The following is a 22,216-nucleotide window of genomic DNA, read 5'->3' as shown; positions in this document are numbered from 1 at the left end:
CGCGCCAGGCGATCACAATCGGTGGCAGCCGTTGGTGAGAGCCGGGTAACGCTTCGCGCACAGAAGATTGACGGCTGCGAAACCGCCCGCACCTACCGTCGTGGACGTGGTGAACATGGTGGCCGCGCAGGTCAGGACCGTCTGCGGATACTGCGGCGTGGGCTGTGGCCTGGTGCTCGACATCGAGCGGCGGGGCGACGGGAGGCGCGTGGCGGTCAAGGCGCGCGGCGATCGTGATCATCCGGCCAACGCGGGACGGCTGTGCACCAAGGGCGCGACCAGCGCGGAGATGCTCGCCGCGCCGGGCCGGCTCGGGACCGCTCTGATCCGAGACGAGCGGGAAGGCGCTCCGGCCCCCGCCAGTGTCCGGGAAGCGATCGGGCTGACCGCCCGCCGGCTGCGCGACATCATCGACGAGTACGGGCCGGACGCGGTCGCGCTGTACGTGTCGGGCCAGATGACGCTCGAGGCGCAGTACCTGGCGAACAAACTCGCCAAGGGGTTCATCGGCACGAATCAGATCGAGTCGAACTCGCGGCTCTGCATGGCCAGCGCCGGCACCGGCTACAAACTCTCGCTCGGCGCGGACGGGCCGCCCGGCTCCTACGACGACCTCGACCACGCCGACGTGTTCTTCGTGATCGGCGCGAACATGGCCGACTGCCACCCGATTCTCTTTCTGCGCATGATGGATCGGGTCAGGAGCGGGGCAAAGCTGATCGTCGTCGACCCCCGGCGCAGCGCGACCGCGGACAAGGCGGACCTGTTCCTGCCGATCCGGCCGGGCACCGATCTCGCGCTGCTCAACGGCCTGCTGCACCTGCTGGTCGCGAACGGCGACATCGACGAGGAGTTCATCGCCGCGTACACCTCGGGGTGGGCGGCGATGCCCGAGTTCCTGGCGGACTACCCGGTGGACCGGGTCGCGGAGCTGACCGGTCTGGCCGAGGCGGACATCCGGCGGGCGGCGGAGTGGATCGGCGCGGCCGGCAACTGGGTGACGCTGTGGACGATGGGGCTCAACCAGAGCACGCACGGCACCTGGAACACCAACGCGGTCTGCAACCTGCACCTCGCGACCGGCGCGATCTGCCGCACCGGCAGCGGGCCGCTGTCGCTGACCGGCCAGCCGAACGCGATGGGCGGCCGGGAGATGGGCTACATGGGTCCTGGGCTGCCGGGGCAGCGATCGGTGCTGGTGCCGGCCGACCGCGAGTTCGTGGAGAACGCCTGGGGGCTGCCGGCCGGAACGGTGCGCACCGAGGTCGGCAAGGGCACGGTCGAGATGTTCGAGCGGATGGCCGCCGGCGAGATCAAGGCGTGCTGGATCATCTGCACGAATCCGGTCGCGTCGGTCGGCAACCGGCGCACGGTGATTGCCGGCCTGGAGGCCGCCGAACTGGTCATCACGCAGGACGGCTTCGGCGAGACCGAGACCAACGCGTACGCCGATGTGGTGTTGCCGGCCGCGATGTGGTCCGAGGTCGACGGCATCATGATCAATTCTGAGCGGAGCCTGACGCTGGTGCACCCGGCGGTCGACCCGCCGGGAGAGGCGCTTCCGGACTGGAAGCTGATCGCCATGGTCGCCGCCGAGATGGGGTATGCGGCGCAGTTCGCGTACGAGACAGCCGAGGACATCCTCGACGAGATCAAGCAGTTCTGGAATCCGCAGACCGGCTATGACCTGCGCGGGGTCACCTACGACCGGCTGGACGAGGGTCCGGTGCAGTGGCCGTTCCCACCCGCCGCCGAGGCGCGCAACCCGATCCGATATCGCAACGACGGGGTCAGCCAGGCGCTGCGGGTGAACGAGGACGGCTCCCGCCCGGCGCTCACCTTCGCCACGCCGGACGGGCGGGCGGTCTTTCATCCGCGACCGTTTCTGCCCGCGGCCGAGCTGCCGGACGATGATTTCCCTTTTGTGCTCAACACCGGCCGGGTTCAGCACCAGTGGCACACGCTCACCAAGACCGGCAAGGTGGACAAGCTGACGAGGCTGAACCCGGGTCCGTTCGTGGAGATCAACCCGGCGGATGCGGACCGGCTCGGGATCGCGGCCGGGGCGCCGGTCGAGATCGCCTCGCGGCGCGGACGAGCGGTGCTGCCCGCGGTCGTGACCGATCGGGTGCAGCCGGGGAACTGTTTCGCGCCGTTCCACTGGAACGACCTCTTCGGCGAGTACGTGTCGGTCAACGCGGTCACCAACGACGCGGTCGATCCGCTGTCGTTCCAGCCGGAGCTCAAGGTATGTGCCGTCGCCCTGACGCCGGCGCCGTTGCCGCGCGTACTTCCGGCCGTCTCCGGTTCACGGGACGGCACGGGTCCGCCGCTCGGGAGCGCTCCGGCACCTGACGGCTCCGGGGCGGCCTCGCTGACCGGCGGCGTTTCCGCGTCTGCTGACCTCGGCGCGACCGCCCCGGCCGGGGGCGCGGCCGAATTGCTGCGCGGAGCTCTGGGGCTGCCCGCGGTGCCGGTTCTCGACGAGACGCAGCAGCACTACCTGTCGGGCTTTCTCAGCGCGGCGAGCCTGCTGGCCGGTTCCCGGTCCGCGCCGCCGATGCTGCCGGACGAGGCGCCGTTCGATGCGTCGGCGGCGGCGTGGGTGAACGGGTTGCTGGCGGGAGCTTTCGGCCGCGTACCGGAAAAGCCTTTTGCGGCCGCGGAGCCGGCGGCCGCGGTGCCCACCCGGCGCCTGCAGGTGCTGTGGGCGTCGCAGACCGGCAACGCCGAGGACTTCGCGCAAGCGGTCGGGAAGCGGCTCGCCGCCGCCGGCCGGCCGGCCGAGTTGCGGGGGATGGACGCGTCGGCGACGGAGCTTCTGACCTCGGATGCCGACCTGCTGGTCGTGACGAGCACCTTCGGCGACGGCGAGGCGCCGGACAACGGGAGCGGGTTCTGGGAGTCGCTGACCGGCCCGGAGGCGCCGCGGCTCGACGGCCGGCGGTTCGCGGTGCTCGCTTTCGGCGACTCGAGCTATGACGACTTCTGCGGGCACGGGCGCCGGCTCGACGACCGGCTCGCCGAGCTCGGCGCGGTGCGGCTGGCACCGCGGGTCGACTGCGAGCCCGACTTCGAGGAGGACGCGAACGCGTGGCTGGAGCAGGTGGTCGTGGCGCTCACCGCACCGGTCACCACGCCCGCGCCGCAGCCCACCCGGGCCGCGCCGCTGGCCGCCACGCTGATCGGGAACGAGCTGCTCAGCGGGCCCGGTTCGGCCAAGGAGGTCCGGCGGTTCACCTTCGACACCGGCGGTCGGCTGGAGTACGCGGCGGGGGACGCGCTGGGCATCTGGCCGTCGAACTCCCCCGAACTGGTCGCGGAATGGCTGACCGTGACCGGACTGCGGGCGGACCAGACCGTGTCGATCGCCAAGCTCGGTGACCGGCCGCTGAGCGAGGCCCTGCACCGCGACCTCGACATCACCCGGATCACCTCCGGTCTGCTGCGGTTCCTCGCCGAGCGGACCGGGGACCCGTTCCTCAAGACGCTGCTGCGCCCGGACAACAAGGGCGAGCTGGCGAAGTGGATGTGGGGGCGGCAGGCGGTGGACCTGATCGCCGAATACCCGGTGCGCGCCGCCGCTCAGGAGTGGGCGGATGCGCTCAAGAGGATGCAGCCACGGCTGTACTCGATCTCGTCGACGCCGCTGACCGATCCGTCGCTCGTCAGCCTGACCGTGTCCGTCGTCCGCTTCGACAACCACCGCGGCGTGCCCCGTCGCGGCGTCTGCTCGACGTTCCTCGCCGACTCGGCCGACGAGGTGCCGCTCTTCGTGCAGCGATCGCCGCACTTCCGCCCGCCCGCCGACGCGGCGACTCCGATGATCATGGTGGGGCCGGGCACCGGCGTGGCGCCGTTCGTGGGCTTCCTCCGCGAGCGCCAGGCGCGCGGCGCGACCGGTCCGAACTGGTTGTTCTTCGGCGAGCAGCGCCGGGAGACGGACTTCTACTACGCCGACGAGCTGGCCGCGTTGCAGACCGATGGCGTCCTGACGCGACTGGATCTGGCGTTCTCCCGCGATCAGCGCAGCAAGGTGTACGTCCAGGACCGGATGCGCGAGCACGGCGCCCAGCTGTGGTCGTGGTTGCAGGACGGCGCTCACCTGTACGTGTGCGGCGACGCCAGCCGCATGGCGCGGGACGTGGACCAGGCCCTGCGCGACATCGCCGCGACGCACGGGCGGGTGGATCCGGACTCGTACGTGAAGCAGCTGTCCGCGGAGAAGCGGTACGCCCGCGACGTCTACTGAACCGGGGACCGGCCTAGAGTCCGGTCATGGGGCGGGAGCGCGATGGCTGATCGGCGGCGGTGGGCCGTTCTGGTGGCGGGGATGGTCGCGTTGACCGCGAGCTGTGCGGTCCAGTTCGGGCTGCCGTTCCTCATCCCGGCCCTGCGCGCCGAGGGGTTCACGCTCGCCCAGGCCGGCGTCGTCACGGCCTCGCCGGTCGCCGGGATGCTGGTCACGCTGATCGCCTGGGGCGCGGCCGCCGACCGCTGGGGTGAGCGGTGGGTGATGACGATCGGTCTGGGCGGGGCCGGTCTGGTTCTGCTGGTCACCACGGGCGTCACCGAGATGGTTCCGCTCGCCGTCTGCCTCTTCCTCGCGGGGGCGTCCGGCGGGGCGGTGCAGGCGTCGAGCGGGCGACTGATTCTCCGCTGGTTCGCGGCCCGCGAGCGGGGGTTGGCGATGGGGCTGCGACAGACCTCGCTGCCGTTGGGAGTGGCGATCGCGGCGCTGACCCTGCCGGTGCTGGGCCGGTCGTTCGCGCTCGGTTTCCTGGCGGCGTTGTGCCTTTCGCGAGCGCTTCAGCCGCGGTGGTCGCGCGTGACCCGCCGATGCCGGCCGCCGCGCCCTCGGGTCGCGCCGTCGATACGGCCGGCGCAGCGGACGAAGCGCGCGTCGCGGGTGCGGCTCGCGAGGGTGCTGCGGGTGCAGGTGCGGGTACGGGTGCGGCTGCGACTCGCCAGGGTGCGGAGCGTGTTGGCCGGGTCGGTTCGCCCTACCGCACGGCCGTGCTGTGGCGGATCCATGCGGCGAGCGCGCTGCTTGTCGTTCCGCAGGTCACTGTGGCGACGTTCGCGCTGGTGTACCTGGTCGACGACCACGGCTGGCAGGCAGGTGAGGCCGGCCGGTTGCTCGCGGCGACCCAGGTCGGGGGTGCACTCGCCCGGCTCGTGGCCGGCTGGTGGTCGGATCGGATCGGTGCGCGGCTGCGGCCGATGCGCCACGTCGCGCTGGCCATCGCGGTCGCGCTAGCGCTGCTGTCGGCCGGGCCCGATGCGGCGGCGGTGGCCGCGTTGCTGGCGGCCGGGATCATGACCGTCAGTCCGAATGGGCTGGCCTTCACCGCGGTGGCCGAACGGGCCGGCGGCGCCTGGGCCGGCCGGGCCATGGGCGTGCAGAACACCGCCCAGAGCCTGGTCGGCACCGCCACCGTCCCGGTCATGGCCACGGTCGTCGGCGCGGCTGGCTACGGCGTCGCGTTCGCCGCGACGATCGCGTTCCCGCTCGCCGCGGCCGCCGTGATACCGGTCGCTGCCGAGCGGGACTTGTCTACCTCGACCTTGTCGCCGAAAGGGTGAACGCCCGCGCGAGTGACGGGCCGGGGGGAGTGGGGCGGGTGGCCCGTCGTGGCCGTGGGAACTGGGCGCTGCCGCCCGATCGGCGGGGCAGAGGCGCCGCGGTGCGCGCGAGGCCGACCGTCGTGGTGGGACGATGCGGGCATGCGCGCCTACATCCTCACCGGCACGCCCGGATCGGGGAAGACCGCGATCCTGCGGCAGCTCGAGGCGGACGGGCACGCCGTCGTCGAGGAGGCGGCCACCGACGTGATCGCGCTCGGGCAGGCGCTCGGCGACCCTCGGCCGTGGGAGACCGCCGGGTTCGCCGAGCGGATTCTCGACCTGCAGCGGCGGCGGCGACGGATCGCCGAGGCGTACGGCGCGGAAGTGGTCTTTTTCGATCGGTCGCCGGTGTGCACGCTGGCGCTCTGCCGGTACGCCGAACTGCCCGTGCCGGCCGGGCTGCTCGACGCGGTCGACGGTTATGAGCGCACGGCATTCCTCGTACGCAATCTGGGGTTTGTGGAACCTACGGCCGCGCGGCGGATCACTTTCGAGCAGTCGATCGGTTTCGAGCGGATTCACGAGCGGGCGTATCGGGAGCTTGGCTTCGAGTTGGTGGAGGTGCCGCCGGGGGCGCTGGCGCGGCGTACGGAACTGATCGAAACCGCCACCAGGGTTCGGCCCTAGGGGGACGGACCGGGACTTCACCGATGCCTTCTCGGGTGTGGCGGTTCCTAGGCTCGGGCCATGAGATCGATGGCCTTCGCCGCACCGCTGTTCCTGCTGGCCTACGGTGTCCTGCGCTGGATCGACGGGCGGGACGGGCACCACCACAAGGGCAGCCTCGCCTGGAATGTCGGCCACCTCGCGTTTCTCGCGTCGATGGTGACGTTCGCGCTCCTTGCCGTCGCGTTGTACCGCCGTGCGACGCTCGGCCGGCGCACCGCGCTCGTGGCGGCGGCGGTCGCCGTGTTCGGGGCCGGCGGCATGATCTGGGTGATCATCGGTGATCTGTCGAGGTCGTTCGCGGCCACCTATCCGCTCCCGGACGTGCTGCAACCGATCGTTCCGATCGGGTTTGTGCTCGGCATGATCGGTCTGCTCAGCCTGCAGGTCGCCGCCGGGCGGGTTCCGGTGTGGAGCCCGATGCTGTTCTTCGCCGGGTATACCGCGATCAGCATCAACCTCGACCTGTTGCCGTTGGCGGCGCTGCTGATCCTGGGCGCGATGTGGCCGCTCGCGAGGCCGGCCGTCACCGCCGCGAAGCCGGCGCAACGACCGGCATCGACGTCGCAGACCGCCTGATCGCGACATGACCGAGGGGCGCAAGCGGGCGCCGGTGATGGGTCGACCCTGAAACGGTTCATTCCCATGTGTCAACGGTGTCAATCGGACAGCCGCCGAAACTTCCGGAACACGAGGACGTTCAAAGCGCCGCGTAATAGCAGATAAAAGCCCGCAAAACGGGCCATGGGAGCGTTCCCAAGATCAGCATGCAAGGAAGACGGTATTGAGATTTCCGGAACGTGGCGTTAATGTTTCGATCGATCCGGATCACTTTCTGCTGTATCGGCATCCGCCCGTCCCCCTGCACAGCTGGAAGGAATCATGAACCGTTCCCCCCGGCGGCGCGTCCTCGCCGCCACCCTCTCCGCCTCCGCCGCGCTCCTCGCCGCGGCGGGCTCGATGATCATGGCGACGGGCAATGCCGAAGCGGCCACCACGCTCGGCGCCTCGGCGGCCGCCACCGGCCGCTACTTCGGCACCGCCGTCGCCGCGTACAAGCTGAGCGACTCGGTCTACTCGACGATCCTCGATCGCGAGTTCAACATGGTCACCCCCGAGAACGAGATGAAGTGGGACGCCACCGAGCCCTCGCAGAACTCGTTCTCCTACAGCAGCGCCGATCAGATCGTCAGCCACGCCCAGTCGCACAACATGCGCATCCGCGGCCACGCGCTCGCCTGGCACTCACAGCAGCCGGGCTGGGTGCAGAGCCTCTCCGGCACCGCGCTGCGCAACGCGATGCTCAACCACATCACCAACGTCGCCGGCCACTACAAGGGCAAGATCTACTCCTGGGACGTGGTGAACGAGGCGTTCAGCGACAACGGCGACGGCTCCCGGCGCCAGTCCAACCTGCAGGCCACCGGCAACGACTGGATCGAGGCCGCGTTCAAGGCCGCGCGCGCCGCCGACTCGGGCGCCAAGCTCTGCTACAACGACTACAACACCGACGGCGTCAACGCGAAGTCGACCGCCATCTACAACATGGTCAAGGACTTCAAGTCGCGCGGCGTCCCGATCGACTGCGTCGGTTTCCAGTCGCACATCAACTCGGCGTCGCCGCTGCCCAGCGACTACCAGTCGAACCTCCAGCGGTTCGCCGATCTCGGGGTCGACGTGCAGATCACCGAGCTGGACATCGCCGGGTCGGGCACCGCGCAGGCCAACACGTACGCAAGCGTGGTTCGTGCCTGTCTCGCGGTGAGCCGCTGCAACGGCATCACCGTCTGGGGCATCCGCGACTCGGACTCGTGGCGTTCCGGCGACACGCCGCTGCTGTTCGACGGCAACGGCAACAAGAAGGCCGCGTACGACTCCACGTTGAACGCGCTCAACGCGGGCGGGACGACCACCCCGCCCACGACGCCGCCCACGACCGAGGGGACGACGCCGCCCACGACGCCGCCCACCTCGGTTCCGACCACCCCGCCGACCGGCTCGGGCTGCAGCGCCACCGTCTCGCTCAACCAATGGAACGGTGGTTTCGTGGCCACGATCCGGGTGGCCGCAGGCTCGACCGCGCTCAAGGGCTGGACCGTCGCGCTGACCCTGCCCAGCGGGGCCGCCGTCACCAACACCTGGAACGCCACTGCCAGTGGTAGCAGCGGCTCGGTGAGCTTCACCAACGTCAGCTACAACGGCTCGGTCGGGGCCGGCGCGTACACCGAGTTCGGTTTCCAGGGAACCGGAACGGGTCCGTCCGGCACGCCCGCCTGTACCGCTCGCTGAGCCGGACGCGGCTAGGGGATGCCTCCCGTCCGGCGTCCCCTGGCCGCGTCGTCCCACCGTCCTCGCCGACCTGCCGCGTCCCCTGGCCGCGTCGTCGCACCGCCCTCGCCGACCTCCCGCGTCCCGTCCGCACCGCCCCCACCGAAGACGCTCCCGAAGGACCTCACCATGAAGAAACTGCTCGCCAGCTTCGCCGCGGCCGCAGCGGTCATCCTCGGGCTGGTGGCCCTCCCGGCCTCCCCCGCCGCCGCGGCTTCGCTGCAGGAAGTGACCGGTTTCGGGACCAACCCGACCGGCATCCGGATGTACCTCTACGTGCCCGACCGGCTCGCCGCGAACCCGGGGCTGCTGGTCGCCCTGCACTACTGCACCGGCTCCGGCCCGGCGTTCTACTCCGGCACCGAGTTCCACTCGCTCGCCGACCAGTACGGCTTCATCGTCATCTACCCGTCCACCGTCCGATCGGGATCGTGCTGGGACGTCTCGTCCTCGGGCGCCCTGACGCACAACGGAAACAGCGATCCGGTCGGCATCGTCTCGATGGTCAAGTACGTGCAGAACACCTACCACACCAACACCGCGCGTACGTTCGTGACCGGTGCGTCCTCCGGCGCCATGATGACCAACGTGATGCTCGCCGACTACCCGGATGTCTTCGCGGCCGGGGCGGCCTTCATGGGTGTTCCCGACACCTGCTTCGCCGCGAGTGCGGGAGACCCGAGCAACCCGGCGAACCAGGCCGGCTGGAGCAGCGCGTGCGCGAACGGTCAGGTGAGCAAGACCGCTCAGCAGTGGGGCGACGCGGCCCGCGGCTCGTACCCGGGCTACTCCGGCGCACGCCCGCGCATGCAACTGTTCCACGGCACCGCCGACACGACGCTGAACTACAACAACTTCGGCGAAGAGATCAAGCAGTGGACCAACGTGCTCGGCGTGAGCCAGACCCCGGTCGCCACTGACACGCCGCAGTCCGGGTGGACCCGGACCCGATACGGTTCGAACACGACCCAGGCGCCGGTCGAGGGGATCAGCGTCGCCGGCGTCGGTCATTCGCTGCCGCTCTCCGGCCAGGCGAAGATGGCGATCTCGTTCTTCGGCCTCGACGGCACCACGCCGACGTCGCCGCCCACGACCCCGCCGACAACGCCGCCCACCACTCCGCCGACCACCCCGCCCACCACTCCGCCGACGACCCCGCCGACCGGTGGCGCGTGCAAGGTGACGTCGCAGGTCAGCGCGTGGAACACCGGCCTGACCGCGAACCTCACCATCACCAACACCAGCTCGACCGCGCTCAACGGCTGGCGGCTGACCTTCACGCTGCCCTCCGGCCAGACCATCACCAGCGGCTGGAACGCCACCTACAGCCCGACGTCCGGGCAGGTCACGGCCACGAACATGTCGTACAACGGCGCGCTCGCGGCGGGCGGATCGACCACGATCGGCTTCCAGGCCACGCACACCGGCAACAGCGGCGCACCGACCGGGTATGCGCTCAACGGCACGGCTTGCACCACCGCCTGATCGGGGCCACCGCCCGATCGGGTACCGGCGTCGCCGCGGGGTTCCAAACTCCGCGGCGACGCTTTCCTGCCTGACGGGTCGCGAGAAAGACGCTTTCCTGCCTGACGGGTCGCGAGAAACGGGCTAGAAACCGATCGGCAGGCCCGCGTAGTTCTCGGCCAGACCGGTCGCCCCGGCCGGGGAGGACGTGACCCAGCGCAGCTGGGAGAGCTGCAACTGGGCGTCGAACGGATCGTCGCCGACGTGCAGCATCGTCGTCATCCACCAGGAGAAATGCGTGCACCGCCAGACGCGGCGAAGAGCGTCGTCGGAGTACGAGTCGACCAGCGTGCGATCCTGCGCGGCGAAGCGGGCGACCAGCGCCCGGGACAGCAGCGCCACGTCGGCGATCGCCAGGTTGAGTCCCTTGGCGCCGGTCGGCGGCACGATGTGCGCGGCGTCCCCGGCCAGGAAGAGATTGCCGTGCCGCATCGGCGTCTGCACGTAGCTGCGCATCGGCAGCACGCTCTTGTCGGTGATCGGCCCGGGGGTGAGCTTCCAGCCGTCGTGCCCGTGGCCGAGGCGCAGCGCCAGCTCCGTCCAGATCCGGTCGTCGGACCAGGAAGCGGGGTCGGTGCCGTTGGGCACCTGCAGGTAGAGGCGGCTGACCGTGGGGGAGCGCATCGAATGCAGGGCGAACCCGTTCGGGTGCCAGGCGTAGATCAGCTCGTCGGTGGAGGGCGCGACGTCGGCCAGGATGCCGAGCCAGGAGTACGGATAGGTGCGCTCGAACGTCGCCGCCGGCACGGCGTTGCGGCTCGGCCCGAACGAACCGTCGCAGCCGGCGATCACGTCGGCGTCCAGTTGCTGCCGGGTCCCGTCGCGATCGAGGTAGGTCACCGACGGCCGATCGCTCTCGACGTCGTGCAGCGCGACCTCGGTGACCTCGTAGCGAACCTCGGCGGTGCCGGCCGCGACCAGGTCCTTCTGCACCTCGGTCTGGCCATACACCCACACCGTACGGCCGGTGAGGTCGACGAAGTCGAGGTGGTGCCGTTCGCCCGGCCAGTTCAGGTAGATGCCCCGGTGCTCGTGGCCTTCCGCTCGCAACCGCTCGCCGAGGCCCACCTCGGTGAGCAGGTCGACGCTCGACTGCTCGAGGATGCCGGCCCGGATCCGGGCCGCGACGTACTCCTGGGAGCGGGTCTCGAGGACCACGGAGTCGACGCCGCTGCGGGTGAGCAGGTGGGCGAGCAGCAGGCCGGCGGGGCCCGCGCCGATGATGGCGACCTGGGTACGCATGCCATCAGCCAACCCGTGCCGAGTGTCACCGGCAACCCTCTATTTCCATTGAGTGGAAGTGGAGTCGGTCAGCGTACGCGTGATGCCCTGCGCCGCCACCTGCAGCGCCGAGACCAGGCGGGCCTTGTCCCGCCGCAGCTCCGGCACCACGATGCCGAGCGCCGCCACCACCTCGCCGGTGGCCCCGCGCACCGGAACCGCCACCGAGCAGGCGCCCAGGCTCATCTCCTCGCCGGTGGTCGCGTAACCCTCGACGCGGACCCGGCGGATCTGCTCGAGCAGGCGGGCGGGCTGGGTGATCGTGTACGCGGTGACCCGGGTCAGGTTGCCCAGCACCTCGGCGAGCACCTCGTCCGGCCCGTACGCGAGCAGGACCTTGCCCACGCCGGTCGCGTGCATCGGCAGCCGTGACCCGATCTTGCTGACGACCGGCACCGACTCGTGCCCGGAGAGCCGGTCGATGTACAGCACCTCGGCGCCGTCGCGGACCGCCAGATGCACCGTGGCCAGGGTCGCGCCGTACAGGTCGTGCAGGAACGGCGAGGCCGCCTGGCGCAACCCGGCCTGCACCGGGGCGAGCAGCCCGAGGTCCCACAGCCGGCGGCCGATCACGTACTCGCCGGAGTCCAGCCGGGCCAGGGCGCCCCACCGGTGCAACTCGCCGACCAGCCGGTGCGCGGTGGCCAGCGGCAGCCCGGCGCGCCGGGCGAGGGCGCTGAGCGTGAGGCTGCGGTGGTCCGGGTCGAACGCCCCGAGCAGGTCGAGGGCGCGCGAGGTGACGCTGGCGGACATGGTCGGCCTTCCGGTGGGTGGCTGTGTTTCCGGTGAATGGAAGGCCAGTATCGCGCCCGGCGGTCCGGGCGAATAGCGTCGGTCCGGTGACGACCACCCAGGCGGACATCAGCCGCGAGATCCAGGCGGGCCAGGACGGCGGGCACGACCGCCAGCCGCGCCTCGACTACCCGGCCTATCGCAGCAGCATCCTGCGCCATCCCACCAAGGCGTTGCAGCCGGTCGACCCCGAGGGCGTCGAGCTGTGGGCGCCCTGCTTCGGGCACACCGACGTGGCCGAGGCCGAGGCCGACCTGACCATCCAGCACGCGGGCGAGCCGCTCGGCTCGCGGATCACCGTGGGCGGCCGGGTGCTGGACGGCGACGGCCGGCCGGTGGCGCACCAACTGGTGGAGATCTGGCAGGCGAACGCCGCCGGCCGGTACGCGCACCTGCGCGACCAGCACCCGGCTCCGCTCGACCCGAACTTCACCGGGCAGGGACGCTGCCTGACCGACGCCGACGGGTGGTACAAGTTCACCACCGTCCAGCCCGGGCCGTACCCGTGGCGCAACCACCTCAACGCGTGGCGGCCGGCGCACATCCACTTCTCGCTGTTCGGCACCGACTTCACCCAGCGCCTGGTGACCCAGATGTACTTCCCGGGTGACCCGCTCTTCCCGCTCGACCCGATCTTCCAGTCGGTGACCGACCCGAAGGCGCGCCAGATGCTGATCGCGACCTATGAGCACGACCTGACCAGCCCGGAGTTCAGCCTCGGCTACCGTTGGGACATCGTGCTGACCGGCACCCATCGCACCCCGCTCGACGCCGACCTCGAGGAGCCCTCATGAGCGCGGCGCCCGGACAGACCGTGGGGCCTTTCTTCCACATCGGGCTTCCGTACCCGGGCGGGAACGAGCTGGTGCCGCCGGGCCGGGCCGGGGCGATCCGGCTGCACGGGCGCGTGTTCGACGGCGACGGCGTGCCGGTGCCGGACGCGCTGGTCGAGATCTGGCAGGCCGACCCGGACGGCAAGATGTGCCGGGTCCCCGGATCGATCCGGCGCGACGGCTGGACGTTCACCGGGTTCGGCCGGGCCGCAACCGATCCGGACGGGCACTACTGGTTCACCACGCTCGAGCCGGGCCCGACCCGGCCGGGCCGGCCGCCGTTCTTCGCGGTGACCGTTTTCGCGCGCGGGCTGCTCGATCGGCTGTTCACCCGGGCGTACCTGCCCGATCCCGAGGTGGCCGGGGCCGATCCGCTGCTCGACGCGGTCGATGCCGATCGGCGCGGCTCGCTGATCGCCACCCGGGACGAGCAGGGACTGGCCTTCGACATCCACCTGCAGGGCCCGCGCGAGACGGTGTTCCTCAGCTTCCCGAAACACCGCGGCGTCTGGGCATGACCGACCTGCTGTGGCCGGGGGACGCTCGCGCCGGTGACCTGTTCACTGACGAGAGTGTCGTCGCGGCCATGGTGGCGGTCGAGTCGGCCTGGCTGGCGGCGCGCGGGTTCGCGCCGCAGCTCTCCGGGATCGCGGACCTCGGCGAGCTCCACGAGGAGGGCGGCGGCAACCCGGTCATTCCGCTTCTCGGCGTGCTCCGATCGCGGAACCCGGCGGTCGCCGACCACCTGCACACCGGACTGACCAGCCAGGACGTGCTCGATACCGCACTGGTGCTCTGCCTGCGATCGGTGACCGCCAAAACCAGGCAAAACCTGGACCAGCAGGTGTACGCCCTGGCGCGTCTCGCCGATCGGCACCGCCGGACGAGGATGGTCGCGCGCACCCTCACCCAGCACGCGATCCCGACCACGTTCGGTCTCAAGGCGGCCACCTGGCTCAACGCGGTCCTCGACGCCCGGGAGACGCTCGCCGCCGCCGCCGACCTGCCGGTTCAGATCGGCGGCGCGGCCGGCACGCTCGCCGCGCCCAGTGCCATCGCCGGCTCGCCGGAGTCCGCCCTCGGCCTGGTCGGCGCCGCGGCCCGGCTGCTCGGGTTGCGGGATCGGCCGCCGTGGCACACCGCGCGGGCGCCCTTCACCCGGATCGCCGACGCGTTCGTCACCTGCACCGACGCCTGGGGCAAGGTGGCCAACGACGTGCTGCTGGCGAGCCGGCCGGAGATCGGCGAACTGTCCGAACCGGTCACCGAGGGCCGGGGCGGATCGTCGGCGATGCCGAACAAACGGAACCCGGTCCTGTCCGTGCTGATCCGCCGGGCCGCCCTGGCTGCTCCGCCGCTGGCCGCGACCATGCACCTGGCCGCGGCCACCGCGATCGACGAGCGCCCGGACGGCGCCTGGCACGTCGAGTGGGCCACGCTGCGCACGCTCTCCCGCCGCACCGTGGTGGCCGCCGAGCAGACCACCGAGCTCGTCTCGGGCCTGGTCGTGCACGCCGATCGGATGGCCACCACACTGGCCGCCGCCTATCCCGGGGTGGACGCCGAGCGGCGCAAAATCGGCGGCGAACTGCCCTATCTCGGCGCGAACGACCAGCTGATCGACGCCGCTCTCGCCCGTGCGGAAGGAAAGCCGTGACTTCCCGTGTCTTCCACGCCGCCGGCCGCCCGGAGGGAGAGCCATGCTGACCGCGACCACGCTGCGGGACGCTCCCGGCCGCCCTTTGCTGGTGCTCGGGCCCTCGCTCGGCACCTCGGTCGAGGCGCTCTGGTCCCGCTGCGTCGCCCGGCTCGACGGGGATCACCACGTGGTCGGCTGGGACCTGCCCGGGCATGGCCGCAGCGCGCCGGCCCATGCCGGTTTCGGCGTTCCGGGGCTGGGCAGGAGCGTTCTCGAGCTGGTCGACCGGATCCGCCCCGGTGCGGCCTTCCGCTACGCCGGCGACTCGATCGGCGGCGCGGTGGGGCTGCAACTGCTGCTCGACGCCCCGGACCGGGTGGAGGCGGCGGTCGTGCTCTGCACCGGCGCCAAGATCGGCGAGGCGACGGGATGGCGGCAGCGCGCCGAGACGGTCCGCGCCGACGGCGTCCAGGCCGTGCTGGCCGGCTCGGTCCAGCGGTGGTTCGCCCCCGGGTTTGCCGAGCGTGAGCCCGACATCGCCGAGGAACTACTGGCCGCGCTGCGCGCCGCCGATCCGGAGAGTTACGCCCTGGTGTGCGAGGCCTTGGCGACCTTCGACGTACGCGATCGGCTCCCCGAGATCACCGCGCCCGTTCTCGCCGTCGCGGGCGCCGCGGACCAGCCCACGCCGCCGGATGGGCTAGCGCTGATCGCCGAAGGCGTGCGCAACGGCCGGCTCGTCGTGCTCGACGGCGTGGCCCACCTGGCCCCCGCGGAGAGTCCCGCCGAGGTGGCCGGACTGATCGACCGGCACTTCGCCGGGCGGCGGACGGTCGACGACGTGCGGACCGCCGGGATGGCCGTGCGGCGCGCGGTGCTCGGCGACGAGCACGTGGACCGGGCCGTGGCCGGGACGACGCCGTTCACCCGCGATTTTCAGGAGCTGATCACGGCGTACGCGTGGGGGGAGATCTGGACCCGCCCCGGCCTGGACCGCCGCAGCAGATCGATGATCACCCTGACCGCGCTGGTGGCCCTCGGCCACCAGGAGGAGCTGGCCATGCACGTGCGCGCCGCGCGGCGCAACGGGCTCACCGACGACGAGATCAAGGAAGTGCTGCTGCAGGCCGCGATCTACTGCGGGGTACCGGCCGCGAACACCGCGTTCCGGATCGCCCAGCAGGTCCTCGACGACACGGCCTGATCGGCAATGCCCCGCGCGGGCGGCAGACCGCCACCCGAGGTTCGCACGTCGGCGGTCGTGCTGGGACGTCCCACCCCGCCGGTGCTAATGATTGTCACGGTGACGAAGAACGGCGTTCGGCGCGCTGACTCTCCCGCTCGGCCAGAGCGGGGTGGGGACCGGAACAATGCTGGTCCGGCCCCCGGAGATTTCAGCCGTTCCGCTATGTGTCGTGGCGAATGTTGACGTACGCACGCGCCATCTCTTCCAGGGTGACGTTCCCGCAATCGTTGGCCGCGACGGTGAAGGCAGCCACGAACACCGGAACGGATGTCCCGCCGGTCGCGATGGTGGACACAATGAGCGCGAGACCAGCCTCATTGACGACGCACCGCACGTACTGCGATATCCGATCCCAAGCCTCCTGCTCGATATCTCCCGGAGCCCTCAACTCGACGTAGTAGTAATAGTGCGTTAACCAACACTCCGGGGGCCAGCCTCCGCATCCCGCGTCGTCATCGCCGGGAATGTGGTACCGGCCAAGGTCCAGTACGTATTCGTCGTCCAATATCAGCTGACGTTGCCAGATTGTCGATGTGGCTGACAATCCGGAGTTCTGTAGCCGGGCGCTTGCGGAATTCGGCTGACTTTTCCCGCCAATCACCTGGTATAGGCCGGCGGCCTGCGGGGCGGAAGGGGCGGCCTGGGCCGGTGCGGCAAGTAACATGCCGGCGGCGACGGCGCAAACCCCGGTGATGCCAAGGCGAAACAATAGCCGGTTCACGTACAGCCTCCGTTCGAAGGGCGGTCGACCGAGGATGCTCGGAGACCACTCAGCATTAGAGAATTTCTCGCAAATCATCCCGGACCTGACCGGCGACGTGGGCGTTGTGAGCCAGGTTGCAAAAAGGTCAGGCCGGGGAAACGAGCGGGAATGGCGGCAATTCGGTTTCCGTTCAGCCGCTTCGCGCTCGGCTTGAGAAAATGGGCTCAAATCGAGCGGGGCGGACGTCCGCGGCACCACCAGGAACGCGACGACGGCCAGCGCGGCCGAGAGCGCCCCGAGCACGCCGAGCGCCGGCTGCAGCCCACCGGCGGCGGCCTTGAATGCGGCCACCGGCCGCGGTGGCGATCGCGAAATCGCCACCGACACCTGGGGCTTCGAGGTCCGGCCGAACGAGTTCGACGAGGTATTCCAGCCGCTGCGCCGGGTGGCGATCCCGCACATCGGGCTCTTCATCGGCGAGATGTGGGACCCGGACGCCCTGGCCGCCGACTGCGTCGCCGAGCACGTGTACGACTTCTGGCTCACCGCCGCGCCGCTGCCGATCACCGGGGCGGTCGGCTCGCCGATCAACCCGAACGCCGTCCGATGACGCGCACCTGAGGTCGTCCTGAGAACGTGAGGTGACTCTCATGCGATCAACATTGCTCACTGGGCAAGATCTGGCGGACGCTTGACCCCGGACCACGGGGGAGGCGTCCATGAGGGGGAAACCCGCGGCACGGCGTGCCCTGCGCGAGCTCCTGCTCGTGGCGGTGCTGTTCCTCGCGTACAAACTCGGTCGTGTCCTGGTCGAGGGGCACGTCGGGGCGGCGCTCACCAACGCGCGCGACGTCTGGGACTTCGAGCGGCTGGTGCACCTGCCCAGCGAGGAGTCGTTGCAGGCCGCGCTGCTCGGGCACCTCTGGTGGATCCGGGCGGCCAACAGCTTCTACGCGTACGTGCATTTCCCGGCCACCGCCGCCGCGCTCGTCTGGCTCTACCGGAGGCGGCCCGGGATCTACCTCTGGTTCCGCCGGAGCCTGGCCTCGCTCACCGCGTTCGCCCTGCTGATCCACTCGTTGTTCCCGCTGGCCCCGCCGCGCATGCTGACCTCGGCGGGCATGGTGGACACCGGGCACCTCTACGGGCCGTCGGTGTATGGGGCGCCGTCGACCGACACGCTGAGCAACCAGTACGCGGCGATGCCGTCGCTGCACGTGGGCTGGGCTCTGACCGTGGCGATCGCGATGATCGCGGCGACCCGGTCGCGGTGGCGGTGGCTGTGGGCGGCCCACCCGGTGGTGACGCTGCTGGTCGTGGTGGTCACCGGCAACCACTACTGGCTGGACGCGATCGCGGCGGTGACCCTGGTCGCGCTGGTGCTCGCGGTGGTGACGCCGCTGTCGCGGCCGCCGGCCGTCGCGCCCGCCCCGCGCCCGGCCACCGCCGTCGTTCCCGCCCCACGTCCGGCCATCGCCGTCGCGGCCGCCCCGCGCCCGGCCCTCGTCCACGAGATCCCGGCCCTGCCGCCCTTCCCCGGGCTCGGCGTCTATCGGCCGGTCCTCCCCGAGCAACGGCGCGACGAGCCGGCGCCCACGGCGTACTCGACGAAAACCCACCCGGAGGGGGTGGGTCGCGCAGCCGAAGTTCCGCGTAGTTTCGGCCTGTGATCGACATTCGTGGCTGGATACCGGGCATCCGGACGGTCACCACGTACCAGGCCGCTTGGCTGCCCCGCGACCTGGTGGCTGGCGTGGTGCTGACCACCCTGCTCGTGCCGCAGGGAATGGCGTACGCCGAGCTGGCGGGCCTGCCGGCGATCACCGGGCTGTACACGTCGATCCTCTGCCTGCTCGCCTACGCGGTCTTCGGCCCATCCCGGATCCTGGTGCTCGGGCCGGACTCCTCGCTCGGGCCGATGATCGCCACGGTGGTCGTCGGCGGGCTCGCCGCCGGCGCGGGCCCGGCCGAGGCGGTCGCGCTCGCCTCCACCCTCGGCCTGGTGGTCGGGATCCTGCTCGTGCTGGCTGGCGTGGCGAAGCTCGGCTTCCTGGCCGACCTGCTGTCGCGCCCCACCCAGCTCGGCTACCTGAACGGCCTCGCGCTGACCATCCTGATCGGCCAGCTGCCCAAGCTGTTCGGCTTCTCGGTCGAGGGCGACGGGCTGATCCCCGAGGCCAAGGGCTTCTTCCAGGGCGTCGCGGACGGCAAGACGGTGCCGGCCGCGCTGGCCATCGGCGTCTTCGGGCTCGCCGTGATCCTGGCGCTGCGGGTCTGGCTGCCGAAGGTGCCGGGCGTGCTGATCGCGGTCGTGCTCTCGATCGCGGCCGTCGCCGTGTTCGGGCTCGAGGATCGCGGGGTGGACCTGGTCGGGGCGCTGCCGCGGGGCTTCCCGCCGTTCACCGTCCCGTCCGTCGACCTGAAGGATCTCGGCACGATCGCCGCCGGTGCGCTCGGCATCGCGCTGGTGTCGCTGACCGACACGATCTCCACGGCCTCCGCGTTCGCCGCCCGCACCGGGCAGGAGGTACGCGGCAACCAGGAGATGGTCGGCATCGGCGCGGCCAACATCGCGGCCTCGTTCTTCCAGGGCTTCCCGGTCAGCACCAGCGGGTCGCGTACCGCGGTGGCCGAGCAGTCGGGCGCCCGCACCCAGGTCACCGGGGTGGTCGGGGCGGTGTCGATCAGCCTGATGCTGCTGTTCGTGCCCGGCCTGCTGAGGGACCTGCCGCAGCCGACCCTGGCCGCGGTGGTGATCGCGGCGGCGCTGTCGCTGGCCGACATACCGGGCATGGTGGACCTGTGGAGGCGCCGGCGGGTCGAGTTCAGCCTGGGCGTTGCCGCGTTCCTCGGGGTGGCGATCCTCGGCGTGCTGCCCGGCATCGCGGTCGCGGTCGGCCTGTCGGTGCTGAACGTGTTCCGCCGGTTGTGGTGGCCCTACCAGGCGGTCCTCGGACGGCCCGACGGCATCAGCGGGTACCACGACATCAGCGTCCACCGGGAGGCGCAGCGGCTGCCCGGCCTGCTGCTGTTCCGGTTCGACGCGCCGCTCATCTTCGCCAACGCGCGGACCTTCCGGGACCGGATCCGCGGCTTCATGGCCGACGACCCCGACCTGAAGTGGATCATCATTGCCGCCGAGCCGATCACCGACGTCGACACGACGGCCGCGGACACCCTCGAGGAGCTCGACGAGGAGCTGAACGCCCGGGGGATCAGCCTGGTCTTCGCCGAGATGAAGAGCCCGGTGCAGGAGAAGATCGAGCGGTATCAGCTGACCCGGACGATCGATCCGGAGCACTTCTTCCCGACGGTCGAGGACGCGGTGGCCGCCTACCGCCGGGAGACCGGCGCGGAGTGGACCCGCTAGCGTCTGTCCTCCCACTTGCCAGTGCAAGCCCGAACTACTGCGTGTGCACCCTCATGCCGATGAGGATCGTAGACCGATCAGCTCTGCGACTCGCAGTGCATCGGAGGCGGCTGACTCCATCGCCGCCGGCGTCGTTGGCTCGTCCATCGACACAATGGTGAACAACTCGCCGTCCAGAAGAGTCCACGGCGGTATTTCGTTGTTCACATGGGCCTTTCTCAGTTCCTCGTGATCGAGGCGGTCGGCGTTCACCGTGTCGTTGAAAATCGTTCGGAACCGGCGCCGGAACTCGTCCTCGCCGGCGCGCTGCCGATAGACCGTGCGGTAGCGTCGCACGGCGAAATCCGGCGGTGACCCAGGAAGTCGCACGACGGTGAAGATGCCGCGGCCCTTCCATCGGTCGGTGGCGTCACCAAGCCCGTCGTCGATCCATGAAAGCTCACCGACGGTGACCGGGAGGCCGCCGAGGTCGCGGTCGAAAGCGAACGTCACGGTCACCATGCCGGGCGCCCGGATGTGATTGGTCCACGGCCAGATGCGGTCGACGCGGCCAGGGATCCAGCCGGAGGTGGCCTGCCACCGGTCGAAGTCCCTGCGAACGCGGGCAAGCCGACGTTTCCGCAAGAGGTCCCGTAGGACGAAGGTCGTCAGAAGCAGCCCGCAGAGGGCCGTCGTCAGCGGCCATCCCAACGGTCGACGGCGCGAAAAGTCGGCGAAGGCCAGCGGCACCGCGGCGCACAGGAGGCAAACCACCAGAATCACGGCGCAGACGACGATCAACGTCATCAAGCCGGGTTCGCGTCGGTGACTCCGGACTCTGCCCTCCATGGCGGCGATAGTATCGACGGCCGCCACCGGCCGAGATGGTGATGCTCGATGCGAAGCTCGCGGGATGCGTCAGCGCCCTGGCTGGTTACCGCGGGCGACCGGTTGCCTTGCACAGGCCAGGTCCGCCCCGGGGCTACGTCGTTGCCGGCGGGGTTGGGCACCATGAGCGGAGGGTCGCCTCGTCGCCAGGAAGATTGCACTCCCGGAGCAGACGCGCGACGGCGACATCCTCAATGAGGCCGCTCTGCAGGACGGCGTGAGCGGCCGCGTACTGCTGCGTCGAAAGATCGGCTGGCGATGCCCCGTCGGGCAGTGGGCCGTCCGGGAAGACCAGACTGAACAGTAGTTGCACGGCGTACATGAAGCGGCTCATGTCCTCGCCGCCGGCCGCCAGCCGGTCGAGCAGCATGGCGGCGAGGCCGGGAAGGCAGCGCGCTGGCAGGTCACCGAGGGCGACGGCGGCAGCCAGAGCCGGGTCCTCCTGGTGGAACGCCCAGCCGTAGAGGTTCTCGGGGCCGTGGAACAGGCAGTCGCATAGTTGCTCGAGCATGCCCGGGTCCGGTGTCTCGGTCAGCCGGACCAGTCCCATCAGCACGGTCCAGCGGTTGATCCTGCCCGGCTGGTCGCGCCAGCGGGTCACGGCGGCGACCAGGTCCGCGTCGTCCGGATCGCCGATCGTGCCCGCGGTGAGGCAGAGGAAGGAACCGACGACCGGATCCGGCTCGACAGCCAGACGGGCGATGATCGCCGGTGTTGTCTGCGGCCCAGTCTCCGGAAAGAAGCTGAGCAGGTGGGCGCTCAGGCCCCGGGCGTCGCGGTCGGCGTCGCCGAGCAGCCGCAGGTACGTCGGCACACCGGCACGGACCGCCTCGTACGCCTGCCGGTACACCGGATCGATCTCCGGACGTCGGTATCCGCCGTGCCGCAGCCACTCCGGCCGTCGTGCCAGATACCAGTCGCTGCGCTGCTCGGCGAGTTCGTGGAGCCGGGGACCGAGCCGATGGGGGCGAATGCCGGACAATCGATCCAGTTCCTGCTCGGGCAGGATCGCGGCCAGCAGTTCGTGACCGAGCGTACGGTCCGGGGCGCTGTCGTCGGCGAGCAACTCAATCAGGTATGGCACCGCGGCCGCAGCAGCCGGATAGAGGGAACCCTGATGCAGCGCCCGGGCACGAAATTGCTCCGCGGCTCCGGCTCTACGCTGCTGCTCCGGCGAGCGCAGGGCCCGCAGCAGGCCGGGCAGATCGGTGGCCGGCCCGTACGCGTGACTCAGCGCCGACCAGTCGAAATCGAGCGGATCCGTAGTCACCCGGGCACCCTACCGGCCGAGCCGCCGCCAACACGAGGCGATGCTCGGCGACCCGGCGGCGTCCGGATT

The 22,216-nt window shown here is 70.7% G+C and carries 18 protein-coding genes and 2 pseudogenes; 15 read left to right on the top strand and 5 right to left on the bottom strand.

Annotated features, from left to right (window positions below; translation table 11 throughout):
• The first annotated feature begins 115 nt into the window (after positions 1-115).
• From ODJ79_RS28025 to ODJ79_RS28000, 7 genes and pseudogenes are all read left to right on the top strand, one after another.
• Positions 116-4,252 carry a bifunctional nitrate reductase/sulfite reductase flavoprotein subunit alpha gene (locus ODJ79_RS28025; protein WP_263026693.1) on the top strand — a complete coding sequence of 1,379 codons (4,137 nt, stop codon included), beginning with the start codon at positions 116-118 and terminating at the stop codon, positions 4,250-4,252.
• Positions 4,253-4,294: 42 nt separating this feature from the next.
• Positions 4,295-4,816, top strand: a pseudogene (locus tag ODJ79_RS47215) (MFS transporter); the annotation flags it as partial.
• 23 nt (positions 4,817-4,839) lie between these two features.
• On the top strand, positions 4,840-5,586 hold the full coding sequence (locus ODJ79_RS28020) for an MFS transporter (protein ID WP_411267377.1): 747 nt from the start codon (positions 4,840-4,842) through the stop codon (positions 5,584-5,586).
• A 141-nt stretch (positions 5,587-5,727) separates the two neighbouring features.
• Positions 5,728-6,255, top strand: coding sequence for an AAA family ATPase (locus tag ODJ79_RS28015; protein WP_263026582.1), 528 nt, complete (start codon positions 5,728-5,730; stop codon positions 6,253-6,255).
• Positions 6,256-6,315: 60 nt separating this feature from the next.
• A complete protein-coding gene (locus ODJ79_RS28010; RefSeq protein WP_263026581.1) occupies positions 6,316-6,873 on the top strand; it encodes a hypothetical protein in 558 nt (185 codons plus the stop codon).
• 303 nt (positions 6,874-7,176) lie between these two features.
• On the top strand, positions 7,177-8,583 hold the full coding sequence (locus ODJ79_RS28005) for an endo-1,4-beta-xylanase (protein WP_263026580.1): 1,407 nt from the start codon (positions 7,177-7,179) through the stop codon (positions 8,581-8,583).
• A gap of 168 nt (positions 8,584-8,751) precedes the next feature.
• Complete coding sequence (locus ODJ79_RS28000; protein WP_263026579.1) at positions 8,752-10,107, top strand: PHB depolymerase family esterase; 1,356 nt, start codon at positions 8,752-8,754, stop codon at positions 10,105-10,107.
• Positions 10,108-10,230: 123 nt separating this feature from the next.
• Here ODJ79_RS28000 and ODJ79_RS27995 read toward each other — a convergent pair whose 3' ends face one another.
• Together ODJ79_RS27995 and ODJ79_RS27990 are read right to left on the bottom strand one after the other, a co-directional pair.
• Positions 10,231-11,388: a 4-hydroxybenzoate 3-monooxygenase gene (locus ODJ79_RS27995; protein ID WP_263026578.1), complete on the bottom strand. Its 1,158-nt coding sequence runs from the start codon at positions 11,386-11,388 to the stop codon at positions 10,231-10,233.
• 39 nt (positions 11,389-11,427) lie between these two features.
• Positions 11,428-12,180, bottom strand: a complete 753-nt coding sequence (locus tag ODJ79_RS27990; protein ID WP_263026577.1) for an IclR family transcriptional regulator — start codon at positions 12,178-12,180, stop codon at positions 11,428-11,430.
• 86 nt (positions 12,181-12,266) lie between these two features.
• Here ODJ79_RS27990 and pcaH point away from each other — a divergent pair, with 86 nt between their 5' ends.
• From pcaH to pcaC, 5 genes and pseudogenes are all read left to right on the top strand, one after another.
• Positions 12,267-13,013, top strand: a complete 747-nt coding sequence (gene pcaH, locus ODJ79_RS27985) for a protocatechuate 3,4-dioxygenase subunit beta (protein WP_263026576.1) — start codon at positions 12,267-12,269, stop codon at positions 13,011-13,013.
• Positions 13,010-13,570 carry a protocatechuate 3,4-dioxygenase subunit alpha gene (pcaG, locus tag ODJ79_RS27980; protein WP_263026575.1) on the top strand — a complete coding sequence of 187 codons (561 nt, stop codon included), beginning with the start codon at positions 13,010-13,012 and terminating at the stop codon, positions 13,568-13,570. The genes pcaH and pcaG overlap by 4 nt, the downstream gene beginning before the upstream one ends.
• Positions 13,567-14,709 carry a lyase family protein gene (locus ODJ79_RS27975; protein ID WP_263026574.1) on the top strand — a complete coding sequence of 381 codons (1,143 nt, stop codon included), beginning with the start codon at positions 13,567-13,569 and terminating at the stop codon, positions 14,707-14,709. The genes pcaG and ODJ79_RS27975 overlap by 4 nt, the downstream gene beginning before the upstream one ends.
• Before the next feature lie 43 nt (positions 14,710-14,752).
• Positions 14,753-15,475, top strand: a pseudogene (locus tag ODJ79_RS47210) (alpha/beta fold hydrolase); the annotation flags it as partial.
• A gap of 72 nt (positions 15,476-15,547) precedes the next feature.
• Positions 15,548-15,895: a 4-carboxymuconolactone decarboxylase gene (gene pcaC / locus ODJ79_RS47205; protein WP_411267378.1), complete on the top strand. Its 348-nt coding sequence runs from the start codon at positions 15,548-15,550 to the stop codon at positions 15,893-15,895.
• 202 nt (positions 15,896-16,097) lie between these two features.
• Here the strand turns inward: pcaC and ODJ79_RS27965 are convergent, their stop codons facing one another.
• Positions 16,098-16,991: a hypothetical protein gene (locus ODJ79_RS27965; RefSeq protein WP_263026572.1), complete on the bottom strand. Its 894-nt coding sequence runs from the start codon at positions 16,989-16,991 to the stop codon at positions 16,098-16,100.
• Between ODJ79_RS27965 and ODJ79_RS27960 the strand changes: the two genes are divergently transcribed.
• The 3 genes from ODJ79_RS27960 (at position 16,978) to ODJ79_RS27950 (ending at position 20,010) form a co-directional block, all read left to right on the top strand.
• On the top strand, positions 16,978-17,250 hold the full coding sequence (locus ODJ79_RS27960; protein WP_263026571.1) for a hypothetical protein: 273 nt from the start codon (positions 16,978-16,980) through the stop codon (positions 17,248-17,250). The genes ODJ79_RS27965 and ODJ79_RS27960 overlap by 14 nt on opposite strands.
• A 109-nt stretch (positions 17,251-17,359) precedes the next feature.
• Positions 17,360-18,310: a phosphatase PAP2 family protein gene (locus tag ODJ79_RS27955; protein WP_263026570.1), complete on the top strand. Its 951-nt coding sequence runs from the start codon at positions 17,360-17,362 to the stop codon at positions 18,308-18,310.
• Positions 18,307-20,010, top strand: a complete 1,704-nt coding sequence (locus tag ODJ79_RS27950) for a SulP family inorganic anion transporter (RefSeq protein ID WP_263026569.1) — start codon at positions 18,307-18,309, stop codon at positions 20,008-20,010. The genes ODJ79_RS27955 and ODJ79_RS27950 overlap by 4 nt, the downstream gene beginning before the upstream one ends.
• Before the next feature lie 51 nt (positions 20,011-20,061).
• On the opposite strand, the gene ODJ79_RS27945 is transcribed toward ODJ79_RS27950, so the two are convergent.
• Together ODJ79_RS27945 and ODJ79_RS27940 are read right to left on the bottom strand one after the other, a co-directional pair.
• Positions 20,062-20,796: a hypothetical protein gene (locus tag ODJ79_RS27945; RefSeq protein ID WP_263026568.1), complete on the bottom strand. Its 735-nt coding sequence runs from the start codon at positions 20,794-20,796 to the stop codon at positions 20,062-20,064.
• Positions 20,797-20,971: 175 nt separating this feature from the next.
• Complete coding sequence (locus ODJ79_RS27940) at positions 20,972-22,147, bottom strand: hypothetical protein (protein ID WP_263026567.1); 1,176 nt, start codon at positions 22,145-22,147, stop codon at positions 20,972-20,974.
• Positions 22,148-22,216 lie beyond the last annotated feature (69 nt).

Source organism: Actinoplanes sp. KI2 (genome assembly GCF_025630775.1).
Lineage (GTDB): Bacteria > Actinomycetota > Actinomycetes > Mycobacteriales > Micromonosporaceae > Actinoplanes.
Note: the sequence above shows the minus strand (reverse complement) of the source record. Positions and strands in the feature narration are given on the sequence as shown.

Excerpts from the sequence above, each read along its gene's own strand:
- ODJ79_RS28025 (WP_263026693.1), top strand. The coding sequence starts at position 116 with ATGGTGGCCGCGCAGGTCAGGACCGTCTGCGGATACTGCGGCGTGGGC.
- ODJ79_RS28020 (WP_411267377.1), top strand. The coding sequence starts at position 4,840 with ATGCCGGCCGCCGCGCCCTCGGGTCGCGCCGTCGATACGGCCGGCGCA.
- ODJ79_RS28015 (WP_263026582.1), top strand. The coding sequence starts at position 5,728 with ATGCGCGCCTACATCCTCACCGGCACGCCCGGATCGGGGAAGACCGCG.
- ODJ79_RS28010 (WP_263026581.1), top strand. The coding sequence starts at position 6,316 with ATGAGATCGATGGCCTTCGCCGCACCGCTGTTCCTGCTGGCCTACGGT.
- ODJ79_RS28005 (WP_263026580.1), top strand. The coding sequence starts at position 7,177 with ATGAACCGTTCCCCCCGGCGGCGCGTCCTCGCCGCCACCCTCTCCGCC.
- ODJ79_RS28000 (WP_263026579.1), top strand. The coding sequence starts at position 8,752 with ATGAAGAAACTGCTCGCCAGCTTCGCCGCGGCCGCAGCGGTCATCCTC.
- ODJ79_RS27995 (WP_263026578.1), bottom strand. The coding sequence starts at position 11,388 with ATGCGTACCCAGGTCGCCATCATCGGCGCGGGCCCCGCCGGCCTGCTG.
- ODJ79_RS27990 (WP_263026577.1), bottom strand. The coding sequence starts at position 12,180 with ATGTCCGCCAGCGTCACCTCGCGCGCCCTCGACCTGCTCGGGGCGTTC.
- pcaG (WP_263026575.1), top strand. The coding sequence starts at position 13,010 with ATGAGCGCGGCGCCCGGACAGACCGTGGGGCCTTTCTTCCACATCGGG.
- ODJ79_RS27975 (WP_263026574.1), top strand. The coding sequence starts at position 13,567 with ATGACCGACCTGCTGTGGCCGGGGGACGCTCGCGCCGGTGACCTGTTC.
- pcaC (WP_411267378.1), top strand. The coding sequence starts at position 15,548 with ATGGCCGTGCGGCGCGCGGTGCTCGGCGACGAGCACGTGGACCGGGCC.
- ODJ79_RS27955 (WP_263026570.1), top strand. The coding sequence starts at position 17,360 with ATGAGGGGGAAACCCGCGGCACGGCGTGCCCTGCGCGAGCTCCTGCTC.
- ODJ79_RS27945 (WP_263026568.1), bottom strand. The coding sequence starts at position 20,796 with ATGACGTTGATCGTCGTCTGCGCCGTGATTCTGGTGGTTTGCCTCCTG.